Genomic DNA, 15,794 nt, shown 5'->3' on the forward strand with positions numbered 1-15,794 from the left:
GGGGCCGGGTGCGGCGGCTGGTGCTGGCCCTGGCCGCCACCGTGATGGTGGCGGCCGGCCCCGCCGTCACCGCCGCGGTGATCACCGCCGACCAGGGCCCCGCCGTGGTCGCGGCGGCCGAGCAGTTCAGCGCCACCGACCCGGGCACCGGCGCGCACGCCACCGTCGGCGTCGACGGCACCACCCTGGGCAGCCGGGTCAGCCTGCAACTCTCCGGCGTCCACGGCCCGTTGAGCTGCGAACTGGTCGCCGTCTCGCACACCGGCGAGCAGCAGACGGTGACCAGCTGGTCCGTCCCCGCGGTCGGCTACGCGGGCGGCGACGGCACGGTGCGGACCACCGGCGGCGCGGCGTTCCAGCCCGGTGACATCGACCACTTCGAGGTCCGGGTCCAGAACGGCGGCGCGCTGCTGGTCGCGGTCCCGGCGCACCGGTCCTGACCGGACTGGCCCTGACCGCACCGGCGTTGACCGTACGGGCGTTGACCGCATGGGCCCTGACCGTACGGGCCCGGCTCAGTACGGCCCGTGCGCGACGGGGTAGGCGGCCAGTCGCTCGACCCGGGCCGTGCCCCGGACGCCGGGCCAGTGCGGGTCCGGCTCGCCGGTGCCGCTCATGTGCTCCCGCCGCCAGGTCCGGCTCCAGCCGACCCGCAGGTCCGGTTCGAAGCTGTGCCACCGTCCGCAGGGGCAGGGCGTCAGCACCTGTGCGCAGGAACGGCACAGCTCGGCCAGGCCGTGGCCGGTCGGCACCGGCACCGGCGGGCCCTCCTCGCCGCAGGCCGGGCAGCCGGGCAGCTCGGCGCCGTCCAGCAGCGCGCTGTGCCGCCGGTACAGCGGGAGCGAGGTGTCGTGCACCCGGGCCCGGTGGGTGGGGAATCCGGTCATGCCGGGGGCTCCAGGTCCAGTGCCCGGGCGAGGGCCGCGGTGACGGCGGCGGCGTGCCCGGGGAGCTGCCGCTCGGCCCAACCCGCCGCCAGCGCGAGGAAGTCGCGCAGGTCCTGCTCGGCCCCGGCGAGCAGGCGGCGCAGTTCGTCCACCGGAAGTTCGATCACCGTGCCGTCGCGGTCCTCGCGATCTTCACCGTCCTCGCCGTTCCCGGCGTCCTGGGTCAGCCGGACGACCCGGCCGACGCACTCGGCCCGGGCGTCGGGGTCGTGGCCGAACCAGGCGGTGCCGGAGCCGTCCGTGACGTTCAGCCACCCGCGCCACTCCTCCAGGCCGTTGCAGCAGCCCGGTTCGAAGACGGCGCCGGTGACGGAGTCGGTCACCACCAGGCCGCCGGGGGCGTACGGAAGCGGATCGGTGAGCAGCCCGTGCAGGAAGGCGCCCGGCGGGTCCGCAGGCCGGGGGCCGCGCTCCTCGGCCTCCGCCGACCCGGGCTCGACGTCGTTGTACCCGGCCAGCCGCCAGAGCGCCGTGCCCACCTCGGCCGGCGTCATCCGCCCGTTCAGGGTGAGGTGCCCGTACGGCTCGTGACCGCCCGTCGGCCAGAGCGTGAAGCCGTCGGGGGCGAAGACCTCCAGGACCGGTCGCATCGACGTCATCCGCCGATGATCCCGGACGCACTTCCGTCCCGACCAGCGGTTTTACCCCGCCCCGGCCGCGATCCGGGCCAGTACGCGCCCGCAGCGCCGGGCGAAGGCGCGCTGGGCGAGGGGGAACAGCGGACCGGCCGGCCGGGCGTACCAGGCGACCGGCCGGCTGAAGGCGGTGACCGAGAACCGGACCGCGCCGTCCGGGTCCAGCTCGACCAGGAAGGTCTCCTCGCCACGGGCCAGGTGCCCCGCTCGGGTCCCGTAGGTGAAGCCGTACCGGTCCGGGCCCTCGACCGTGGCCAGCACCCGGTTGGGGGCGCCGGCCCGCAGCGGGCCGAGGCCGATGGCGCAGTGCACGGCGACGCCCGGGGCGGCCCGGCCGGCCGACGCGTCGATCCGTACGCCCGCGAGCCGGTGCATCCGCCAGTCGAGCAGGGCGGCGCCGGCGGCCTCCAGCGCGGGGCGGCCGTGGCCGATGAGCGCGCTGTGCCGCAGGTGGTCGTAGCCCGCGGGCAGCTCGCCGGTGCGGCTGGCGCCCTGCTCGGGGTAGCTGTAGTCGTTCATCGCGCGGCCTCCGTGGCCTCGGTCGGGGTGGTGGTGCCCGGCTGGGCGGCGGCGAGCCGGCGCCAGGCGAGCAGGGCGCAGAGCGCGAAGCCGAGCGCGTTGCCGACGCCGTGGGTGGCGGCCATCCAGGTCAGCGTGGGGTGGGGGAGTCCGGCGGCCCGGCCGAGGGCCCACCACAGGGCGAGCAGCATGGTGAGCGCGAGGACGGCCGAGGAGACGGCGAGCAGCCGGGCGGTGACCGGATCGCCGCCGCCAGGGCCGCTGCCGCGGGGGCGCAGCTCGCGCCAGGTGACCAGGCCGACCAGCCACATCCCGGTGGTGAGCACGGCGGCTCCGGCGAACTGCCACCAGTCGCCGAGGAAGTACCCAGCCAGCACCAGCAGGGTGCCCGCGGGGACGCTGAGCGCGGCGCAGCGGGCCGGGTCGGAGCCGGGACGGGCGGCGCGGCAGACCAGTCCGGCGACCAGGGCGGCGGTGAACCCGGCGTAGTGGAAGTGCGGGACGGTGAGCGCCAGGATGTGCGGCTCGAAGCCGAACAGCGGGTAGCCGGAGCGCTCGGCGACCAGGGCGACCCCGGCCACCGAGGGCGCGGCGAGCGCGGTGAGCACCGCGACCTCGGCGGGCGCGAGCGAACGGGTGCGGGCCAGCCGCAGCGGCGCGTGCAGGGCGATGGCCAGGGTGCCGAGCGCGTAGAGCAGGGCGCATCCGGCGGCCGGGCCGCCGCGGGGCAGCCAGAGCGAGAGCGCGCCGGGTACGGCGGCGAGCGGCCAGAGCCGGCGGACCCGGGCGAGTCCGGGCTCCCCGACCAGGGCGAGGCCGAGCGGGACGACGGCGCCCATGCCGAGCAGGATCAGCAGGTCGACCAGTTCCGTGGTGCCCTTCCCCATCGTGGACACACCCCCTTGAACGCGTTCAAATAGATGGCGCCGCCGACTCTACGCGGCCTGGCTGAACGTGTTCAACTTGACCCGGGGATCGCCCCCGCCCCGTCCGGTCTGGTGTTCACGGTGAGTGCGGCGCACTCTGGAGGAGTAACCGATGGAGGTGATCCGCCATGCAGACTCTGGTCGGTTGGCACATCGAGATGGAGTTCCGCGAAGAGGGAGCGCGGACCAGCGCCGCCGCGCTGGTGAGACTCGGCGACGGGACGGAACTGCGCGCCCACGGGTACAGCAGCCGTCACCCCTCCGACCCGGAACAGCTGAGGGTCGGCGAGGAGATCGCGGGCGCCCGTGCGCTCAACGAACTCGCCTCGCAGCTGCTCACCAAGGCCCACGGCGAGATCCAGGACGTCAGCCCGGTCCCGACCCACCCGCTGTCGTGACCTTCCGGGTGGGCGGAGCGGCCCCGCTTCCGGGCCTCGGACACGGCGGCCCGGAAACGCCGGGTGCCGGGGCCGCCCTTCCCGGGGCCCCGGCACCCGGCGAGGATCGCCGGTCCGTCAGTTGACGCAGTAGCCGGCCGGCGGCTGCCAGTCGGGACCGACCAGCCGCTGCTCCAGCTCGTTCGGCGTGATGCGGATCCCGACCGTTCCCGCCAGTCCCAGTCGGTACCGGCTGCGGGCCAGCGCGATCAGCGCCGTCAGGCCGTACTTGTTGATCAGCGACGTGCGGTAGCGCGCGGTGTCGTCGGCGTCACAGAGCCGGGCCCGGGCCGGCACCGGGCGGCCGGTGGGACGCCCGTGGGCGTCGCAGGGGCCGATCAGTACCCGGGGGTGGCGGCGGATCCGGTCGGCCGCTCCGGAGTGGGCCGGGGTCCAGACCCCGAGGGCCGTGCCGTCCGGCACGACCCAGAGCTGCGAGTCCATCCGGCTGCCGTCCTCGCCGAAGGTGGTGAGCAGGAGGTACCTGCTGTCGGCGAGCCGGTCGGTTGGGTGGTGCACCTGTCCTCCCTGTGGCATCGGGGGATGCGGGTCAGTGCCGGTGGTCCCCGGTGATCTCGCCGAACTCCTCGGCGGTGGGCTTGGGGATCCGGCCGCCCTCGCCGTGGAAGCCACGGGAGAGCCTGGTGCGGGTGCGGGTGAGCACGCCCGTCGGGCGGGCGACTCCATTCTCGTCCACCGGGGCCGCCGCTTCGAGGGGGCGGGGCTGTTCGTGCGCCGTGAGCCGGTGCAGCTCCCGCGGCGAGAGCCGGGCGTGCACCTCGGGTAGACCGCGATCGCGCCCAGCACCAGCGGGAACATCGTGAACGGGATGAGCACCCCGAGGTCGAGGGTGTGCCCCCACGGCCCGATTTCCCAGCCGGGCATGATCCGGATCAGGCCCTCGGCGAAGCCTATGCACCAGTCCGGTTGGGCGTCGGTGGAGACCTGGTCCGGGCGGTACGGCCCGTACGCCCAGATCGGGTTGACGGTCGCGATCGCCGCCATCAGCGCGATGATGCCGAAGACCAGGAACCGGGGAGGAGCCCCCGTTTCTACTCGGGGGTCCGCCTCCGCGCACCGCTCCTCCGGGCTGCGCGCCGTCCCTTCGGCCCCGGAAACGGCGAGCGGCCCGCCCGGCGTCGTGGAAGACACCGGACGGGCCGCGTACGCACCCGAGCAACCCCTGGAGGGGCGTGTCAGTGCACCAGCACCGGCACCTCGTTCTCCTTCGCGGCGCCCGTGGCCGAGCCCGCCCCGGCGTCCGGCCGGCCGGCGTTGATGAAGGTGAAGGCGACCGCCGCGGCCGCCACCAGGATCCCGAAGGACACCCAGATCGCGGTCGAGAAGCCGTGCACCATGCTCTGGAACTGGAGCGCCTTCGCGGCCTCCGGCGAGGCGGCCGCCGCCGCGGTGGCGTGCGACGCCAGCCAGGTGGTGGTCGCGCTGGCCGCGATGGTGTTCAGCAGCGCGGTGCCGATGGCGCCGCCGACCTGCTGCGAGGTGTTGACCATGGCCGAGGCCACGCCCGCGTCGCGCGGCTGGACGCCGTGCGTGGCCAGGCTCATGGCCGGCATGAACGCGGTGCCCATGCCGAGGCCCATCAGGACCAGACCGGGCAGGATCAGCGCCGGGTAGGAGGTGTCCAGGCCGATGTGGGTCAGCAGGAACATGCCGACCGAGGCGACCAGGAAGCCGGGCGCCATCAGGTACCGGGCCGGGACCCGGGTCATCAGCCGGGCGCCGATCTGGGTCGAGCCGGTGATCATGCCCGCCACCATCGGCAGGAAGGCCACACCGGTCAGCACCGGGCTGTAGCCGAGCACGATCTGGAGGTAGTAGGTCAGGAAGAGGAACAGACCGAACATGCCGATCACGGCCATGCCCAGCGACAGGTACACCCCGCCGCGGTTGCGGTCGAGCACCACGCGCAGCGGCAGCAGCGGGGCCTTGACCCTGCGCTCCACCAGCACGAAGGCGGTCAGCAGCACGGCGGCCGCGACGAACAGCCCGATGGTGGTGCCGGACGACCAGCCGTCGGACTCGGCGCGGGTGAAGGCGTAGACCAGCGAGACCAGGCCGGTGGTCACCAGCAGCACGCCGGGGACGTCCAGCTTGTTGCGGTTGCGGCCCTCGGAGGGCTCGCGGATCACCAGCACGGCGCCCGCGGCGGCCACGATGGCGAACGGAATGTTGACGAAGAAGGTCCAGCGCCAGTTCATGTACTCGGTGAGCAGGCCGCCGAGGATCAGACCGATGGCGCCGCCGCCACCGGCGATCGCACCGTAGATGCCGAAGGCCTTGGCGCGCTCCTTGGCCTCGGTGAACATCACCGCGAGCAGCGACAGCGCGGCCGGCGCGAGCAGCGCGCCGAACACGCCCTGGAGCGCGCGGGCGCCGAGCAGCATCGTGGTGTTGGCCGCGGCGCCACCGAGCGCGGAGGCGAGGGCGAAGCCGGTCAGGCCGACGATGAAGGTCCGCTTGCGGCCCCAGAGGTCGGCGATCCGGCCGCCGAACAGCAGCAGTCCGCCGAAGGCCAGCGCGTAGGCGGTGATCACCCACTGGCGGTTGCCGTCGGTGATGCCCAGGTCCTGCTGCGCGGAGGGCAGGGCGATGTTCACGATGGTCGCGTCGAGGACGACCATCAGCTGGGCGAGGCCGATGAATATCAGCGCCTTCCAGCGCCGGGGATCGGGCAGCGTCGCCGGTCGGGCGTCGGTTTGAGGCATGGGGTTACTCACTTCACGGTGCGTGTGGTGTGCGTGAACGGTCGACTGCCGTACGGGAACGGCAGGTTGCCGTACGGGAGGTGTGTCGGGAGAGCGTGCCGGGGCGCAGCGGGGCGCCGCCGGACGGTCGGTGCTGGTGGTCGGGATCAGTTCTCGGTCTGGAAGTCCTCGAAGGTCGCGGCCCGGCCGGGCAGGACCGAAGGCGCCGGCGCGCGCAGACCGTCCAGGAAGATCTGCAGGTGCCGGTGGACGAAATCGTCGAGCAGTCGGCAGGAGGTGTTCGGCAGCGGACGGGTCAGCTGGCTCGTCGCGATGAACAGGTCACCGTGGTCGACGTCCGCCCGCAGTTCGCCCGCGACCTTGGCGCGCTCCATCAGGCCGCCCACGGCGGTCTGCAAGCGCGTCCTGATCTCGGCCAACTCCGGGTCGTACGGGTCGACATGGCTGCTGAACAAGGTGCAGAGACCGCCGACCTTCTCCTCGACGGACGCGTGCGCGAACCGCTGGAGGGCGTCGAACGGGCCGGCTCCGTCAGGAGCCTCCGCCTCCACCGTCGCCGTCTCGGCGAGGGCCAGGATGCGGTTCTTCACGAGCACCGCCACCTCGCGGATCAGCGCCACCCGGTCCGGGAAGTTCCGGTACAGCGTGGCATTGCCGACCCCCGCCCGCTTCGCGATCTCGTCCAGCGGCGCGTCCGCGCCGTGCTCGACGAACACGTCCCGGGCCGCCAGCACGATCCGCTCCCGGTTCCGGCTCGCATCGGCACGCAACTTCGGCGTACGCGCGCTCTCCGTGGGGTGGACCGACTCGGCGGCGGCGGTGGTCACGACGACTGCTCCTCATCAGGATACCGGGGAAATTCTCCCCGCTTCTTCCAACGTACTCGGAAACGGGGAATCCGTCCCCGGAATTTCCCGGACGAGTGTGACCTGGGTCACATAAACGCCGCTTCGGCTGTCTCGGCTATCGTCGAAGCCGGACGACCCGTGACCACTCGCCGGGGGATCTCGTCGATCCGGAGGGTGTCCAGGCGAAGGAGGAAAGCCCGTGACCGCGATCTCCGAACGCCCGCAGATGCCGACGCATTCGTCGGGTACGGGGACTGGGCGCCGACCGGCGACGTCCTGATGGTCGCGGAGGTCACCTCCTACGACTCCGACACGGATCGTCGTGGCCGCGTCGAGAAGTCCCGCGCCTACGCCGAGGCCGGCATCCCCGTCTACCTCCTGATCGACCGGGACTCCGCCGAGGTCGTCGTCCACAGCGAGCCCGACGGCATCCGCTACGAGACCGTCCAGACCCTTCCCTTCGGCAAGACCGTCCGGTTGCCGGAGCCCGTCGGCATCTCCCTGGACACCGAGTCGCTGAAGAACTGGGTGCGCTGATCCCGGGCATGGCTTCCCCGGCGCGGCGCGGGTGGCGGCCTAGGCTGTGGGCGTCCCCAGGGCGGCCGGTGGGCCGTGGGAGTCGGGAGGGGCCCGGCGGCCGGGTGGGCGAGGAGGTTCGCGATGGGCAGCGGTGAGACGACCGCCACGGTGCGCTGTGTGGCTGCCGTTCCGTGCTGGGTGAGCCTGATGGCCGGGGACCTGGAGGCCGCCACGGGCTTCTACGGGCCGCTGCTCGGCTGGGAGTTCGAGCCGGGGCCGGACCGCTTCGGGCCGTACGTGCACGCGGTGACCGGTGGAGAGGCGGTGGCCGGGCTGGGCGTCGCCGGCTTCGGGGCGGTCCCGCTCGCCTGGACCGGCTACTTCGGGACGGAGAGCGCCGACGCCGCCGCCGACGCGGTGCGCGAACGCGGCGCGACCCTGGCCGTCGGTCCGTTGGCCTTCGACGCCGGGCGGGTGGCCTTTGCGGCGGACCCGGCAGGCGCGGTCTTCGGCATCTGGGAGGGCCCGCCGGGCCGGGCCAGGAAGCTGGACCTGCCCGGGGCGCCGGTCTGGATCGAGCTGCGCACCCCGGACCCGTTCGCGGCGGCGCTGTTCTACGGCGAGGTGTTCCGCTGGGACGGCCGCGACCCGGAGCGTTTCGAGGTCCGCTGGGAGCACGACCGGGTCGTGCTGCGCGCCGAGGGGCACAGCGTCGCGGCGCTGGCCAAGGAGCAGGCGGGCGGCCCGGCGGGGATGCCGCCGCACTGGGAGGTCTCCTTCGCCGTACCGGACACCGACCGGGCGCTGGCCCGGGCCGTGGAGCTGGGCGGCGGGGCGATCGGGCCGGCCTTCGACTCCCCGTACGGGCGGGTGGCCCGGCTGCGGGACCGTGAGGGCGCCCGGTTCGCGGTGATCAGCCCGAAGGACTGACCGGCCCGCCACTGTCCGGCTGCCTCAGCCGACCGGCCCGTCACCGTCCGGTGCCTCCAGCTCGGCCCGTTCGGCCCGCAGCCGGTCGCCCAGCGCGGCGCGGGCGGCCGCGGGCAGGGCCTTGCGGGCAGCCGGGAAGAGCTGCTCCTCCTCGTCGAGCAGGTGCCGTTGCAGGGTGTCGGCGAGGCCGCGCAGCAGGGTGCCGAAGGCCGGGTCGGCCGGCCCGAGCCCCTGGAGGTCGGCGAGGTACTGCCCGATCGCCAGGTGGTCGTGGATGCTGCGGAACACCAGCGCCCCGCCGTCGGGCACGTCGTGCTGGACCACGGGGAAGAGGTGCTCCTCCTCGGCGGCGCAGTGGGTGAACAGCAGGTCGGTCAGCCGGGCGACCAGCTCGGCGCGTCCGGGGTCGTCGGCCGGTGCGGCCTCGATCAGGTCGAGCAGCTCGGTGGCCGCCCGGTGGTCGGCGGTGAACTCGCCGAGGATGTCCGGCCTGCGGCTCATGGTCCGCCCGCCTCTCGCACGGAAGACTGCCCCCGCTGCCTTCCAGTATCCGGCGCCGGGCCGCTCACCCGGAGTGGCGGCCGTTCACCCGGAGGCGCCCCCGGTCACCCTCCGTCCCGCCGCCCGGTGAGGGCGAGCAGCCGGGTCTGCGGTCCGGCGTCCCCCGGCACCGGCAGCGGTGGGTCGAAGAGCCCGCTGCCGGACAGGTCCCCGTATCCGGTGAACTGGCCGAGCGCGAACTCGACGAGTCCGTCCGGGAGCCGGGTGTGCCGGCCGATGCCCTCGGCGAGGTCCCAGGAGTGGATCACCAGGTCGGTGGTGAGCTGGTCCAGGTAGTACCGGCCGGAGGCGTCCCCGTAGGAGAGGTGGACGGTCAGCTCGGTGGCGCCCGGGACGGCCCAGGCCTCCCGGGCCGCCTCGGCGGCGTCCGTCCAGGCGCCGACGGGGTCGTCGCCGAGCACGTCCCCGTCGTAGCGTCCGCCGACCTCGCCGATGGTGGCGCCCATCATCAGGTCGGGCACCCAGAGCTGCTCGCCGGTGAGGTGGTTGACCAGGTCGCGGACGGACCAGTCGCTGCACGGGGTGGGGGAGTCCCACTGTTCTGGGGTGACCAGCTGGACGCGCTCGCCGAAGGCGGCCAGCGCCTCGGGGTACGGGGTGCCGGTCCCTGCCGCCTGCCGGTGGTGCCTGTGCTGAGCCATGCCTCCACCCTCCCCGGCCCCGGGTGGGCCCGCGAGTCGCCGACGAACCGTCAGTTGTTCAAATTCGAACTTCGCGGTACGGTCGATGGAGCGGCGGTTCAAATTTGAACAATGGCGCGGGGTGACGACCCCGGCCCGCCGCCTCACCACAACTCCCTGACCGCGTCCGGCCGCCCGGACGACGACCGAACCCCGATCGATGGAGACGCGCATGCCGAGCAGCAGCCCGAGCACGACCGCCGCCACCACCACCGTCAGCCCGGCCCTGGACACCTCCGGGCCCGCGACGACCTCCCCGCACGCCTACGACGCCGGACTCCTGCTCCTGCGCCTGGTCCTCGGTCTGACCATGGCCGCGCACGGCAGCCAGAAGCTGTTCGGCTGGTTCGGGGGCGGCGGGATCGACGGCACCGGTCAGTTCTTCACCATGAGCGGCTACCCGGCCGGTGACGCCATGGCCGTGGTGGCCGGCCTCACCGAGACGCTGGGCGGACTCGCCCTCGCCGTCGGCCTGTTGACCCCGCTGGCGGCCGCCGCGATCGTCGGCACGATGGTCAACGCGATAGCCGTCACCTGGGGCGGCGGCTTCTTCGCCCCGAAGGGCAGCGAGTACGAGCTGCTGCTGACCGCCGGCGCCGCCTCGCTCGCCCTGACCGGCCCCGGCCGTTACGCCGTGGACCGCTTCCTGCCGGTGCTGCGGGCGCACCGCCTGGCGTACGGCGCGGCCGCGGTCGCGGTCGGCCTGGTGACGGCGGGCGTGATCCTGCTGCTCCGCAAGTAGCCGCTCCGCAGGCAGTCGCTCTGCGGGCAGGTGCTCCGCAGGCGGGCGCCCGGCAGGCAGCCGCCCGGCACACGCGAAGGGCATGGTGACGAATCGTCGCCATGCCCTTCGCGGCATTTCGAATGAGTAGACCTCGGGTAAAGACCTTCACAATATTGTGTGATGTGTGCAATGGTACATGTCACATCCCCACCGTATCCACGGCGGAGCCGCCCCACGCGGTCCCGTCGGGACGGTCCTCGCTCCCCCGTAGGCCGCGCCCCAAATCGCGGCCGATGACGGCCCGGAGGCCCCCACGTGAATGGCCAACGCTTACTGCAAGTCCCGCAGCTTGCACGACTGTTGACGTTCTTCCTGTCCCTGTTCCTGACGGTCGGCCTGTTCGCCCCGCAGGCCCAGGCCACCCCCGCCGCTCCCACCCCCGGCGGCACCACTCCCACCGGCACCTCGTCCACCAGGCCGGCGCCGGCGCCGGCCATCGGTGTGGACCCGGCCGACACGGCCCCGGCGAAGCCGGACGGAAGGAAGCGCCTCAGCCCGGAGGACCTCGCGCCCCAGTCGCCGACGGCCCTGGTGCCCGCGCCGACGGCCGGGCAGTCGCAGGCCAAGGCCCAGGGCCTCGGCGCGGCAGCCGCCGCACCGGCCTGCAACACCGGTGACTTCACCGGCCGGACCGGCAGCGCACTGGTCCAGCAGATCAAGTCCGTCGACCTCAAGTGCGTCAACGACCTGTTCCTGCTCACCGGCGGCGACGCGCGCGGCGCGTTCCGCGAGGAGCAGATGAGGACGGTGGCGTACGCACTGCGCGACGCGGCCGGCAGCTACCCGGGCGACAACTCGACCTCCGTCGAGCAGCTGGTGCTGTTCCTGCGCGCGGGCTACTACGTGCAGTGGTACCACCCCGGTGACGTCGGCACGTACGGCACCGCTCTCCAGACGGCGATCCGCTCCGGCCTGGACGCGTTCTTCGCCAGTGCGCACTCGCGTGACGTCACGTCGGCCAACGCACCCGTCCTGGGCGAGGCCGTCACCCTGATCGACAGCGCGCAGGAGAACACCCGCTACCTGCCGGTGGCCAAGCGCCTGCTGCTCGACTACAACAGCGCCACCTGGAACCCGGTCCGCATGGACCAGGGGCTGAACTCGGTGCTCATCGTGCTGTACCGCGGCCACCAGGTGCCCGGCTTCGCCGCGGCCGTGAAGGCCGACCCGACCGTGCTGGACGCCCTGTTCACCTTCGTCACCCGCAACCGCGACCTGCTCGGCGGCGACCACGGGCGGATGGTCTACGAGACGATCAACGAACTGGGCCGCTTCATGCAGTACCCGGAGCTGCTGCCCAAGCTGCGCCCGTACGTGCGGACGCTCGCCGAGCAGTCCTCGCCGAGCGGCCCCACCATGTACCAGCGCGGCGCCGCGGCGCTCGCGGTGAACTTCTACGACGCCGCCAACTGCGCGTACTACGGCACCTGTGAGGACCCGGCGAAGTTCAAGGCCGCCAACCTGACGGTGAAGTACACCTGTAGCCCGAGCATCAAGATCGTCGCCCAGGCGCTGGACAACGCCCAGCTGGGCACCGCCTGCACCAGCCTGACCAGCCAGGACGCGTTCTTCCACGCGGTGGCCAAGGACAGCGGCCCGGTCAAGGACGACAACAACGGCACGATCGAGGTCGTGGTCTTCCACTCCGACTTCGACTACCAGGTGCTCGCCGCGGTCATCTATGACATCAACACCGACAACGGCGGCATGTACCTGGAGGGCGACCCGGCCACGGCCGGGAACCAGCCGCGCTTCCTCTGCTACGAGAACAAGTGGGCCCGCCCGTCCTTCGAGATCTGGAACCTCAACCACGAGTACACCCACTACCTCGACGGCCGGTTCAACATGTACGGCGACTACGACGCCGGCCAGGTCCGCCCGGTCGACTGGTGGGTGGAGGGCTTCGCCGAGTTCGTCTCCTACTCCTACCGCAAGGTCGTCAACGACGGTGCCATCGCGGTGGCTTCGCAGCACACCTACAAGCTGAGCGAGCTCTTCGACACCGTCTACGCCACGAGCAGCCAGGACCGGGTCTACCGCTGGGGCTACCTGGCCGTCCGCTACATGCTGGAGCAGCACCGCTCCGACGTGGACGCGGTCCTCGCCAAGTACCGCGCGGGTGACTGGGACGGTGCCCGCGCCATCCTGAAGACCACCATCGGCACCCGCTACGACGCCGGCTTCGACAGCTGGCTGACCAAGTGCGCCGCCGGCGCCTGCGCCACCGAGACGCCGGGCCAGCCGCAGCTGCCGGAGTGCGAGGGCGGTGACATCCGCAAGCTGGACGCCAACTGCGTGCGCAGCAACCTCGCCGCCACCACCGGCAACTACACGCACTTCTACGTCTGGGTGCCGGCCGGCACCAAGCAGATCAAGGTCACCAGCAAGGGCGGCACCGGCAACGGCGACCTCTACTACAACCCGGGCACCTGGGCGTACACCAACGCGTACACCGCCCGCTCGGCCGGACCGGACAACTCCGAGACGCTGACCGTCGACAACCCGCCGGCGGGCTACGTCTTCTTCAGCCTCCACGCCAAGAGCGGGTTCAGCGGGGTGAGCGTCACGAGCGAATTCTGAGCCGACCCCGGCAGACCCGACAGGTGACCGCCCCGGGCGGAGCGCTACGGCGCCCCGCCCGGGGCGTGTCAGTTGACGGAGCGTCATCACTGGTCCTGACCGATTTCCCCGCAAACCGCGCACATCGCCCCGGGTTCCCAAGGCCATGTGAGGTGTGCCATTGTACATGTCACACCCCCACCGTGCCCGACGGAGCCGCCCCCACGCGGCCCCCGTCACCAACGGTCCTCGACACCCTCAGTCGACCGCGCCCCGAGCCGCGGTCGACGACGACGGCCCGGAGGCCCCCACGTGAGTCCTTCCCGTCCGCTGCGACTCCCGCAGCTGGCACGACTGTTGACGCTGGTGCTGTCCCTGTTCCTGGCGGTCGGCCTGTTCGCCCCCCAGTCGCAGGCCGCCCCCGCCACCCCCACCCCCGGAGGTGCTCCCGCCCCCACTCCCACCGGACCGGCCCCGCAGCCGGCCATCGGCGCCACCGAACGAGCCGACAGCGGGCAGCAGTTGGCCTCGGTCGACCAGCGCGCCCCGCTCCCCGTCGACACCCGGCCGGCCGAGGCCAGGCCGACCGCCAAGGCCCTCAGCCTCGGCGCGGCGGCCGAAAAGCCCTGCACCATCGGCGACTTCTCCGGCCGGACCGGCGGTGACCTGGTCCAGCACATCAAGGACGCCGACCTCCAGTGCATCAACAGCCTGTTCCAGCTCACCGGCGGTGACGCGCGCGGCGCGTTCCGCGAGGAGCAGATGAGCACGGTGGCCTACGCGCTGCGCGACGCGTCGGCCAACTACCCCGGTGACAACTCCACTTCGGTCGAGCAGCTGGTGCTCTACCTGCGCGCCGGCTACTTCGCGCAGTGGTACCACAAGGAGGACGTCGGCGAGTACGGCGCCAACCTCAAGACCGCGATCCAGTCCGGGCTGGACGCCTTCTTCAACAGCGCGCACGCGCGCGACGTCGCCTCGGGCAACGGGCCCATCCTGGGCGAGGCCATTACGCTGATCGACAGCGCGCAGGAGAACGTCCGCTACCTGCCGGTGGTCAAGCGGATGCTGGGCGACTACAAGGCCGACACCTGGAACCCGGCCGGCATGGCCTGGGCGGTCAACCCGGTGTTCACCGTGCTGTTCCGCGGCCACCAGGTGCCCGGCTTCGACGCGGCCGTCGAGGCGGACCCGAGCGTGCTGGACTCGCTGTCCGACTTCGCGACCCGCAACAACGCCCTGCTCGGCGACACCTACGGCGTGCTGGTCTACAACGCCACCAAGGAGCTGACCCGCTTCCTGAAGGACACGGCCCTCCAGGCCAAGGTCCGTCCGCTGGCCAAGGCGCTGGTCGAGAAGGCCGAGCCGAAGGGCCGCACCGTCTACCAGTGGGCCGCCGTCGCCGAGGCCGTCGACTACTACGACGTCGGCAACTGCTCGTACTACGGCACCTGCAACAAGGCCGACCAGCTCAAGGCCGGCGTGCTGCCCGTGAAGCACACCTGCAGCCCGAGCATCACGATCCTCGCCCAGGCGCTGGACGCCGCCCAGCTGGAGACCGCCTGCACCAGCCTGAACGGCCAGGACGCGTACTTCCACTCGGTGGCCAAGGACAGCGGCCCGGTCAAGGACGACCAGAACAACACGATCGAGGTCGTGACCTTCCACTCCTCGCTCGACTACCAGGTGCTGGCCGCCGCGATCTACGGCATCGACACCAACAACGGCGGCATGTACCTGGAGGGCGAGCCGGCCACGGCCGGCAACCAGCCGCGCTTCCTCTGCTACGAGGCCGAGTGGGCCCGCCCGTCCTTCGAGATCTGGAACCTCAACCACGAGTACACCCACTACCTCGACGGCCGGTTCGACATGTACGGCGACTTCGAGGCCGGCATGAAGACCCCGACCATCTGGTGGGTCGAGGGCTTCGCCGAGTACGTCTCCTGGTCGTACCGCAAGGTGAACAACGACGCCGCCATCGCGGCGGCCGGCCGCCACACCTACAAGCTGAGCGACCTGTTCGACACCGCCTACGGCGACCAGGACCGGGTCTACCGCTGGGGCTACCTGGCCGTGCGCTACATGCTGGAGCAGCACCGCTCCGACGTGGACGCGGTCCTCGCCAAGTACCGGGCCGGTGACTGGGACGGTGCCCGCACCATCCTGAAGACCACCATCGGCACCCGCTACGACGCCGACTTCGACAGCTGGCTGACCAAGTGCGCGAGCGGTGGCTGCGCCACCGACGGCGGCACCCCCACCACGCCGGGCCAGCCGCTGCCGGAGTGCACCGACGCCGACACCCGCCTGCTGGGTGCCAACTGCGCGCGCAGCAACGTCGCCGCCACCACGGGCAACTACGCGCACTTCGCCCTGCTGGTGCCGGCCGGCACCAAGCAGGTGAAGGTCACCACCAGTGGCGGCACCGGCAACGGTGACCTCTACTACAACCCGGCCGGGTGGGCGTACACCGACGCGAACACCGCGCACTCGACCAACCCGGACAACTCCGAGACGCTGACCGTCACGGACCCGCTGGCCGGCGGCTACGTCTTCTTCAGCGTCTACGCCAAGGACGGCTTCAGCGGGGTGAGCGTCACGAGCGAAATCTGAGCCGAGAACGGCGAACGGACAGGTGACCGCCCCGGGCGGAGCGCTACGGCGCCCCGCCCGGGGCGGGTCCGCGCGGTCAGGAGGCCGTGTCGGCAAGGGCCAGTGTTGCC

The 15,794-nt window shown here is 72.4% G+C and carries 14 protein-coding genes and 3 pseudogenes; 7 read left to right on the forward strand and 10 right to left on the reverse strand.

Annotated elements, in window-relative coordinates; all coding sequences use genetic code 11:
- Positions 1 to 440, forward strand: a pseudogene (locus BU198_RS40980) (zf-HC2 domain-containing protein); the annotation flags it as partial.
- 75 nt (positions 441 to 515) lie between these two features.
- On the opposite strand, the gene BU198_RS40985 reads toward BU198_RS40980, so the two are convergent.
- From BU198_RS40985 to BU198_RS41000, 4 genes are read right to left on the reverse strand one after another with little or no spacing between them, the layout of a single operon-like run.
- Positions 516 to 887: a hypothetical protein gene (locus tag BU198_RS40985; RefSeq protein ID WP_188301788.1), complete on the reverse strand. Its 372-nt coding sequence runs from the start codon at positions 885 to 887 to the stop codon at positions 516 to 518.
- Complete coding sequence (locus BU198_RS40990; RefSeq protein WP_188301789.1) at positions 884 to 1,546, reverse strand: hypothetical protein; 663 nt, start codon at positions 1,544 to 1,546, stop codon at positions 884 to 886. The genes BU198_RS40985 and BU198_RS40990 overlap by 4 nt, the downstream gene beginning before the upstream one ends.
- A 42-nt stretch (positions 1,547 to 1,588) precedes the next feature.
- Complete coding sequence (locus BU198_RS40995; RefSeq protein ID WP_188301790.1) at positions 1,589 to 2,101, reverse strand: DUF1990 family protein; 513 nt, start codon at positions 2,099 to 2,101, stop codon at positions 1,589 to 1,591.
- Positions 2,098 to 2,988, reverse strand: coding sequence for a YndJ family protein (locus tag BU198_RS41000; protein WP_188301816.1), 891 nt, complete (start codon positions 2,986 to 2,988; stop codon positions 2,098 to 2,100). The genes BU198_RS40995 and BU198_RS41000 overlap by 4 nt, the downstream gene beginning before the upstream one ends.
- Before the next feature lie 167 nt (positions 2,989 to 3,155).
- Between BU198_RS41000 and BU198_RS41005 the strand changes: the two genes are divergently transcribed.
- Positions 3,156 to 3,425: a DUF1876 domain-containing protein gene (locus tag BU198_RS41005; RefSeq protein WP_188301791.1), complete on the forward strand. Its 270-nt coding sequence runs from the start codon at positions 3,156 to 3,158 to the stop codon at positions 3,423 to 3,425.
- 117 nt (positions 3,426 to 3,542) lie between these two features.
- On the opposite strand, the gene BU198_RS41010 is transcribed toward BU198_RS41005, so the two are convergent.
- From BU198_RS41010 to BU198_RS41025, 4 genes and pseudogenes are all read right to left on the reverse strand, one after another.
- Positions 3,543 to 3,983, reverse strand: a complete 441-nt coding sequence (locus tag BU198_RS41010) for a PPOX class F420-dependent oxidoreductase (RefSeq protein WP_317620530.1) — start codon at positions 3,981 to 3,983, stop codon at positions 3,543 to 3,545.
- A gap of 31 nt (positions 3,984 to 4,014) precedes the next feature.
- Positions 4,015 to 4,496 (reverse strand): annotated as a pseudogene (locus BU198_RS43130) (hypothetical protein); the annotation flags it as partial.
- 164 nt (positions 4,497 to 4,660) lie between these two features.
- The gene (locus tag BU198_RS41020; RefSeq protein ID WP_188301794.1) at positions 4,661 to 6,190 is read right to left on the reverse strand and encodes an MFS transporter; all 1,530 of its coding nucleotides are present in this window, start codon (positions 6,188 to 6,190) and stop codon (positions 4,661 to 4,663) included.
- Between the two features lie 146 nt (positions 6,191 to 6,336).
- Positions 6,337 to 7,017: a TetR/AcrR family transcriptional regulator gene (locus tag BU198_RS41025; RefSeq protein ID WP_188301795.1), complete on the reverse strand. Its 681-nt coding sequence runs from the start codon at positions 7,015 to 7,017 to the stop codon at positions 6,337 to 6,339.
- A 243-nt stretch (positions 7,018 to 7,260) separates the two neighbouring features.
- Between BU198_RS41025 and BU198_RS44395 the strand changes: the two are divergent.
- Both BU198_RS44395 and BU198_RS41035 read left to right on the forward strand, forming a co-directional pair.
- Positions 7,261 to 7,575, forward strand: a pseudogene (locus BU198_RS44395) (Uma2 family endonuclease); the annotation flags it as partial.
- A 159-nt stretch (positions 7,576 to 7,734) separates the two neighbouring features.
- Positions 7,735 to 8,487: a VOC family protein gene (locus tag BU198_RS41035; protein WP_317620531.1), complete on the forward strand. Its 753-nt coding sequence runs from the start codon at positions 7,735 to 7,737 to the stop codon at positions 8,485 to 8,487.
- 24 nt (positions 8,488 to 8,511) lie between these two features.
- Here the strand turns inward: BU198_RS41035 and BU198_RS41040 are convergent, their stop codons facing one another.
- Together BU198_RS41040 and BU198_RS41045 are read right to left on the reverse strand one after the other, a co-directional pair.
- Entirely contained in the window at positions 8,512 to 8,988 is a 477-nt protein-coding gene (locus tag BU198_RS41040; RefSeq protein WP_188301797.1) for a hemerythrin domain-containing protein, read from the reverse strand.
- Positions 8,989 to 9,092: 104 nt separating this feature from the next.
- A complete protein-coding gene (locus BU198_RS41045) occupies positions 9,093 to 9,689 on the reverse strand; it encodes a TIGR03086 family metal-binding protein (protein ID WP_188301798.1) in 597 nt (198 codons plus the stop codon).
- 211 nt (positions 9,690 to 9,900) lie between these two features.
- Between BU198_RS41045 and BU198_RS41050 the strand changes: the two genes are divergently transcribed.
- The 3 genes from BU198_RS41050 to BU198_RS41060 all read left to right on the forward strand — a co-directional run bounded on the left by BU198_RS41050 (position 9,901) and on the right by BU198_RS41060 (position 15,684).
- Positions 9,901 to 10,470, forward strand: coding sequence for a DoxX family protein (locus tag BU198_RS41050; protein WP_188301799.1), 570 nt, complete (start codon positions 9,901 to 9,903; stop codon positions 10,468 to 10,470).
- Positions 10,471 to 10,812: 342 nt separating this feature from the next.
- Positions 10,813 to 13,092, forward strand: a complete 2,280-nt coding sequence (locus BU198_RS41055) for a M9 family metallopeptidase (protein WP_188301800.1) — start codon at positions 10,813 to 10,815, stop codon at positions 13,090 to 13,092.
- A 291-nt stretch (positions 13,093 to 13,383) separates the two neighbouring features.
- Positions 13,384 to 15,684, forward strand: a complete 2,301-nt coding sequence (locus BU198_RS41060; RefSeq protein WP_317620532.1) for a M9 family metallopeptidase — start codon at positions 13,384 to 13,386, stop codon at positions 15,682 to 15,684.
- Positions 15,685 to 15,794: the final 110 nt, after the last annotated feature.

It is taken from the genome of Streptomyces sp. CBMA156, from assembly GCF_014596515.1.
In the GTDB taxonomy this organism is placed as follows: domain Bacteria; phylum Actinomycetota; class Actinomycetes; order Streptomycetales; family Streptomycetaceae; genus Kitasatospora.

What these genes read in the sequence shown, in the direction of transcription:
- BU198_RS40995 (WP_188301790.1), bottom strand. Translation starts at nt 2,101, where the DNA reads ATGAACGACTACAGCTACCCCGAGCAGGGCGCCAGCCGCACCGGCGAG.
- BU198_RS41045 (WP_188301798.1), bottom strand. Translation starts at nt 9,689, where the DNA reads ATGGCTCAGCACAGGCACCACCGGCAGGCGGCAGGGACCGGCACCCCG.
- BU198_RS41020 (WP_188301794.1), bottom strand. Translation starts at nt 6,190, where the DNA reads ATGCCTCAAACCGACGCCCGACCGGCGACGCTGCCCGATCCCCGGCGC.
- BU198_RS41050 (WP_188301799.1), top strand. Translation starts at nt 9,901, where the DNA reads ATGCCGAGCAGCAGCCCGAGCACGACCGCCGCCACCACCACCGTCAGC.
- BU198_RS40985 (WP_188301788.1), bottom strand. Translation starts at nt 887, where the DNA reads ATGACCGGATTCCCCACCCACCGGGCCCGGGTGCACGACACCTCGCTC.
- BU198_RS40990 (WP_188301789.1), bottom strand. Translation starts at nt 1,546, where the DNA reads ATGACGTCGATGCGACCGGTCCTGGAGGTCTTCGCCCCCGACGGCTTC.
- BU198_RS41040 (WP_188301797.1), bottom strand. Translation starts at nt 8,988, where the DNA reads ATGAGCCGCAGGCCGGACATCCTCGGCGAGTTCACCGCCGACCACCGG.
- BU198_RS41000 (WP_188301816.1), bottom strand. Translation starts at nt 2,988, where the DNA reads ATGGGGAAGGGCACCACGGAACTGGTCGACCTGCTGATCCTGCTCGGC.
- BU198_RS41005 (WP_188301791.1), top strand. Translation starts at nt 3,156, where the DNA reads ATGCAGACTCTGGTCGGTTGGCACATCGAGATGGAGTTCCGCGAAGAG.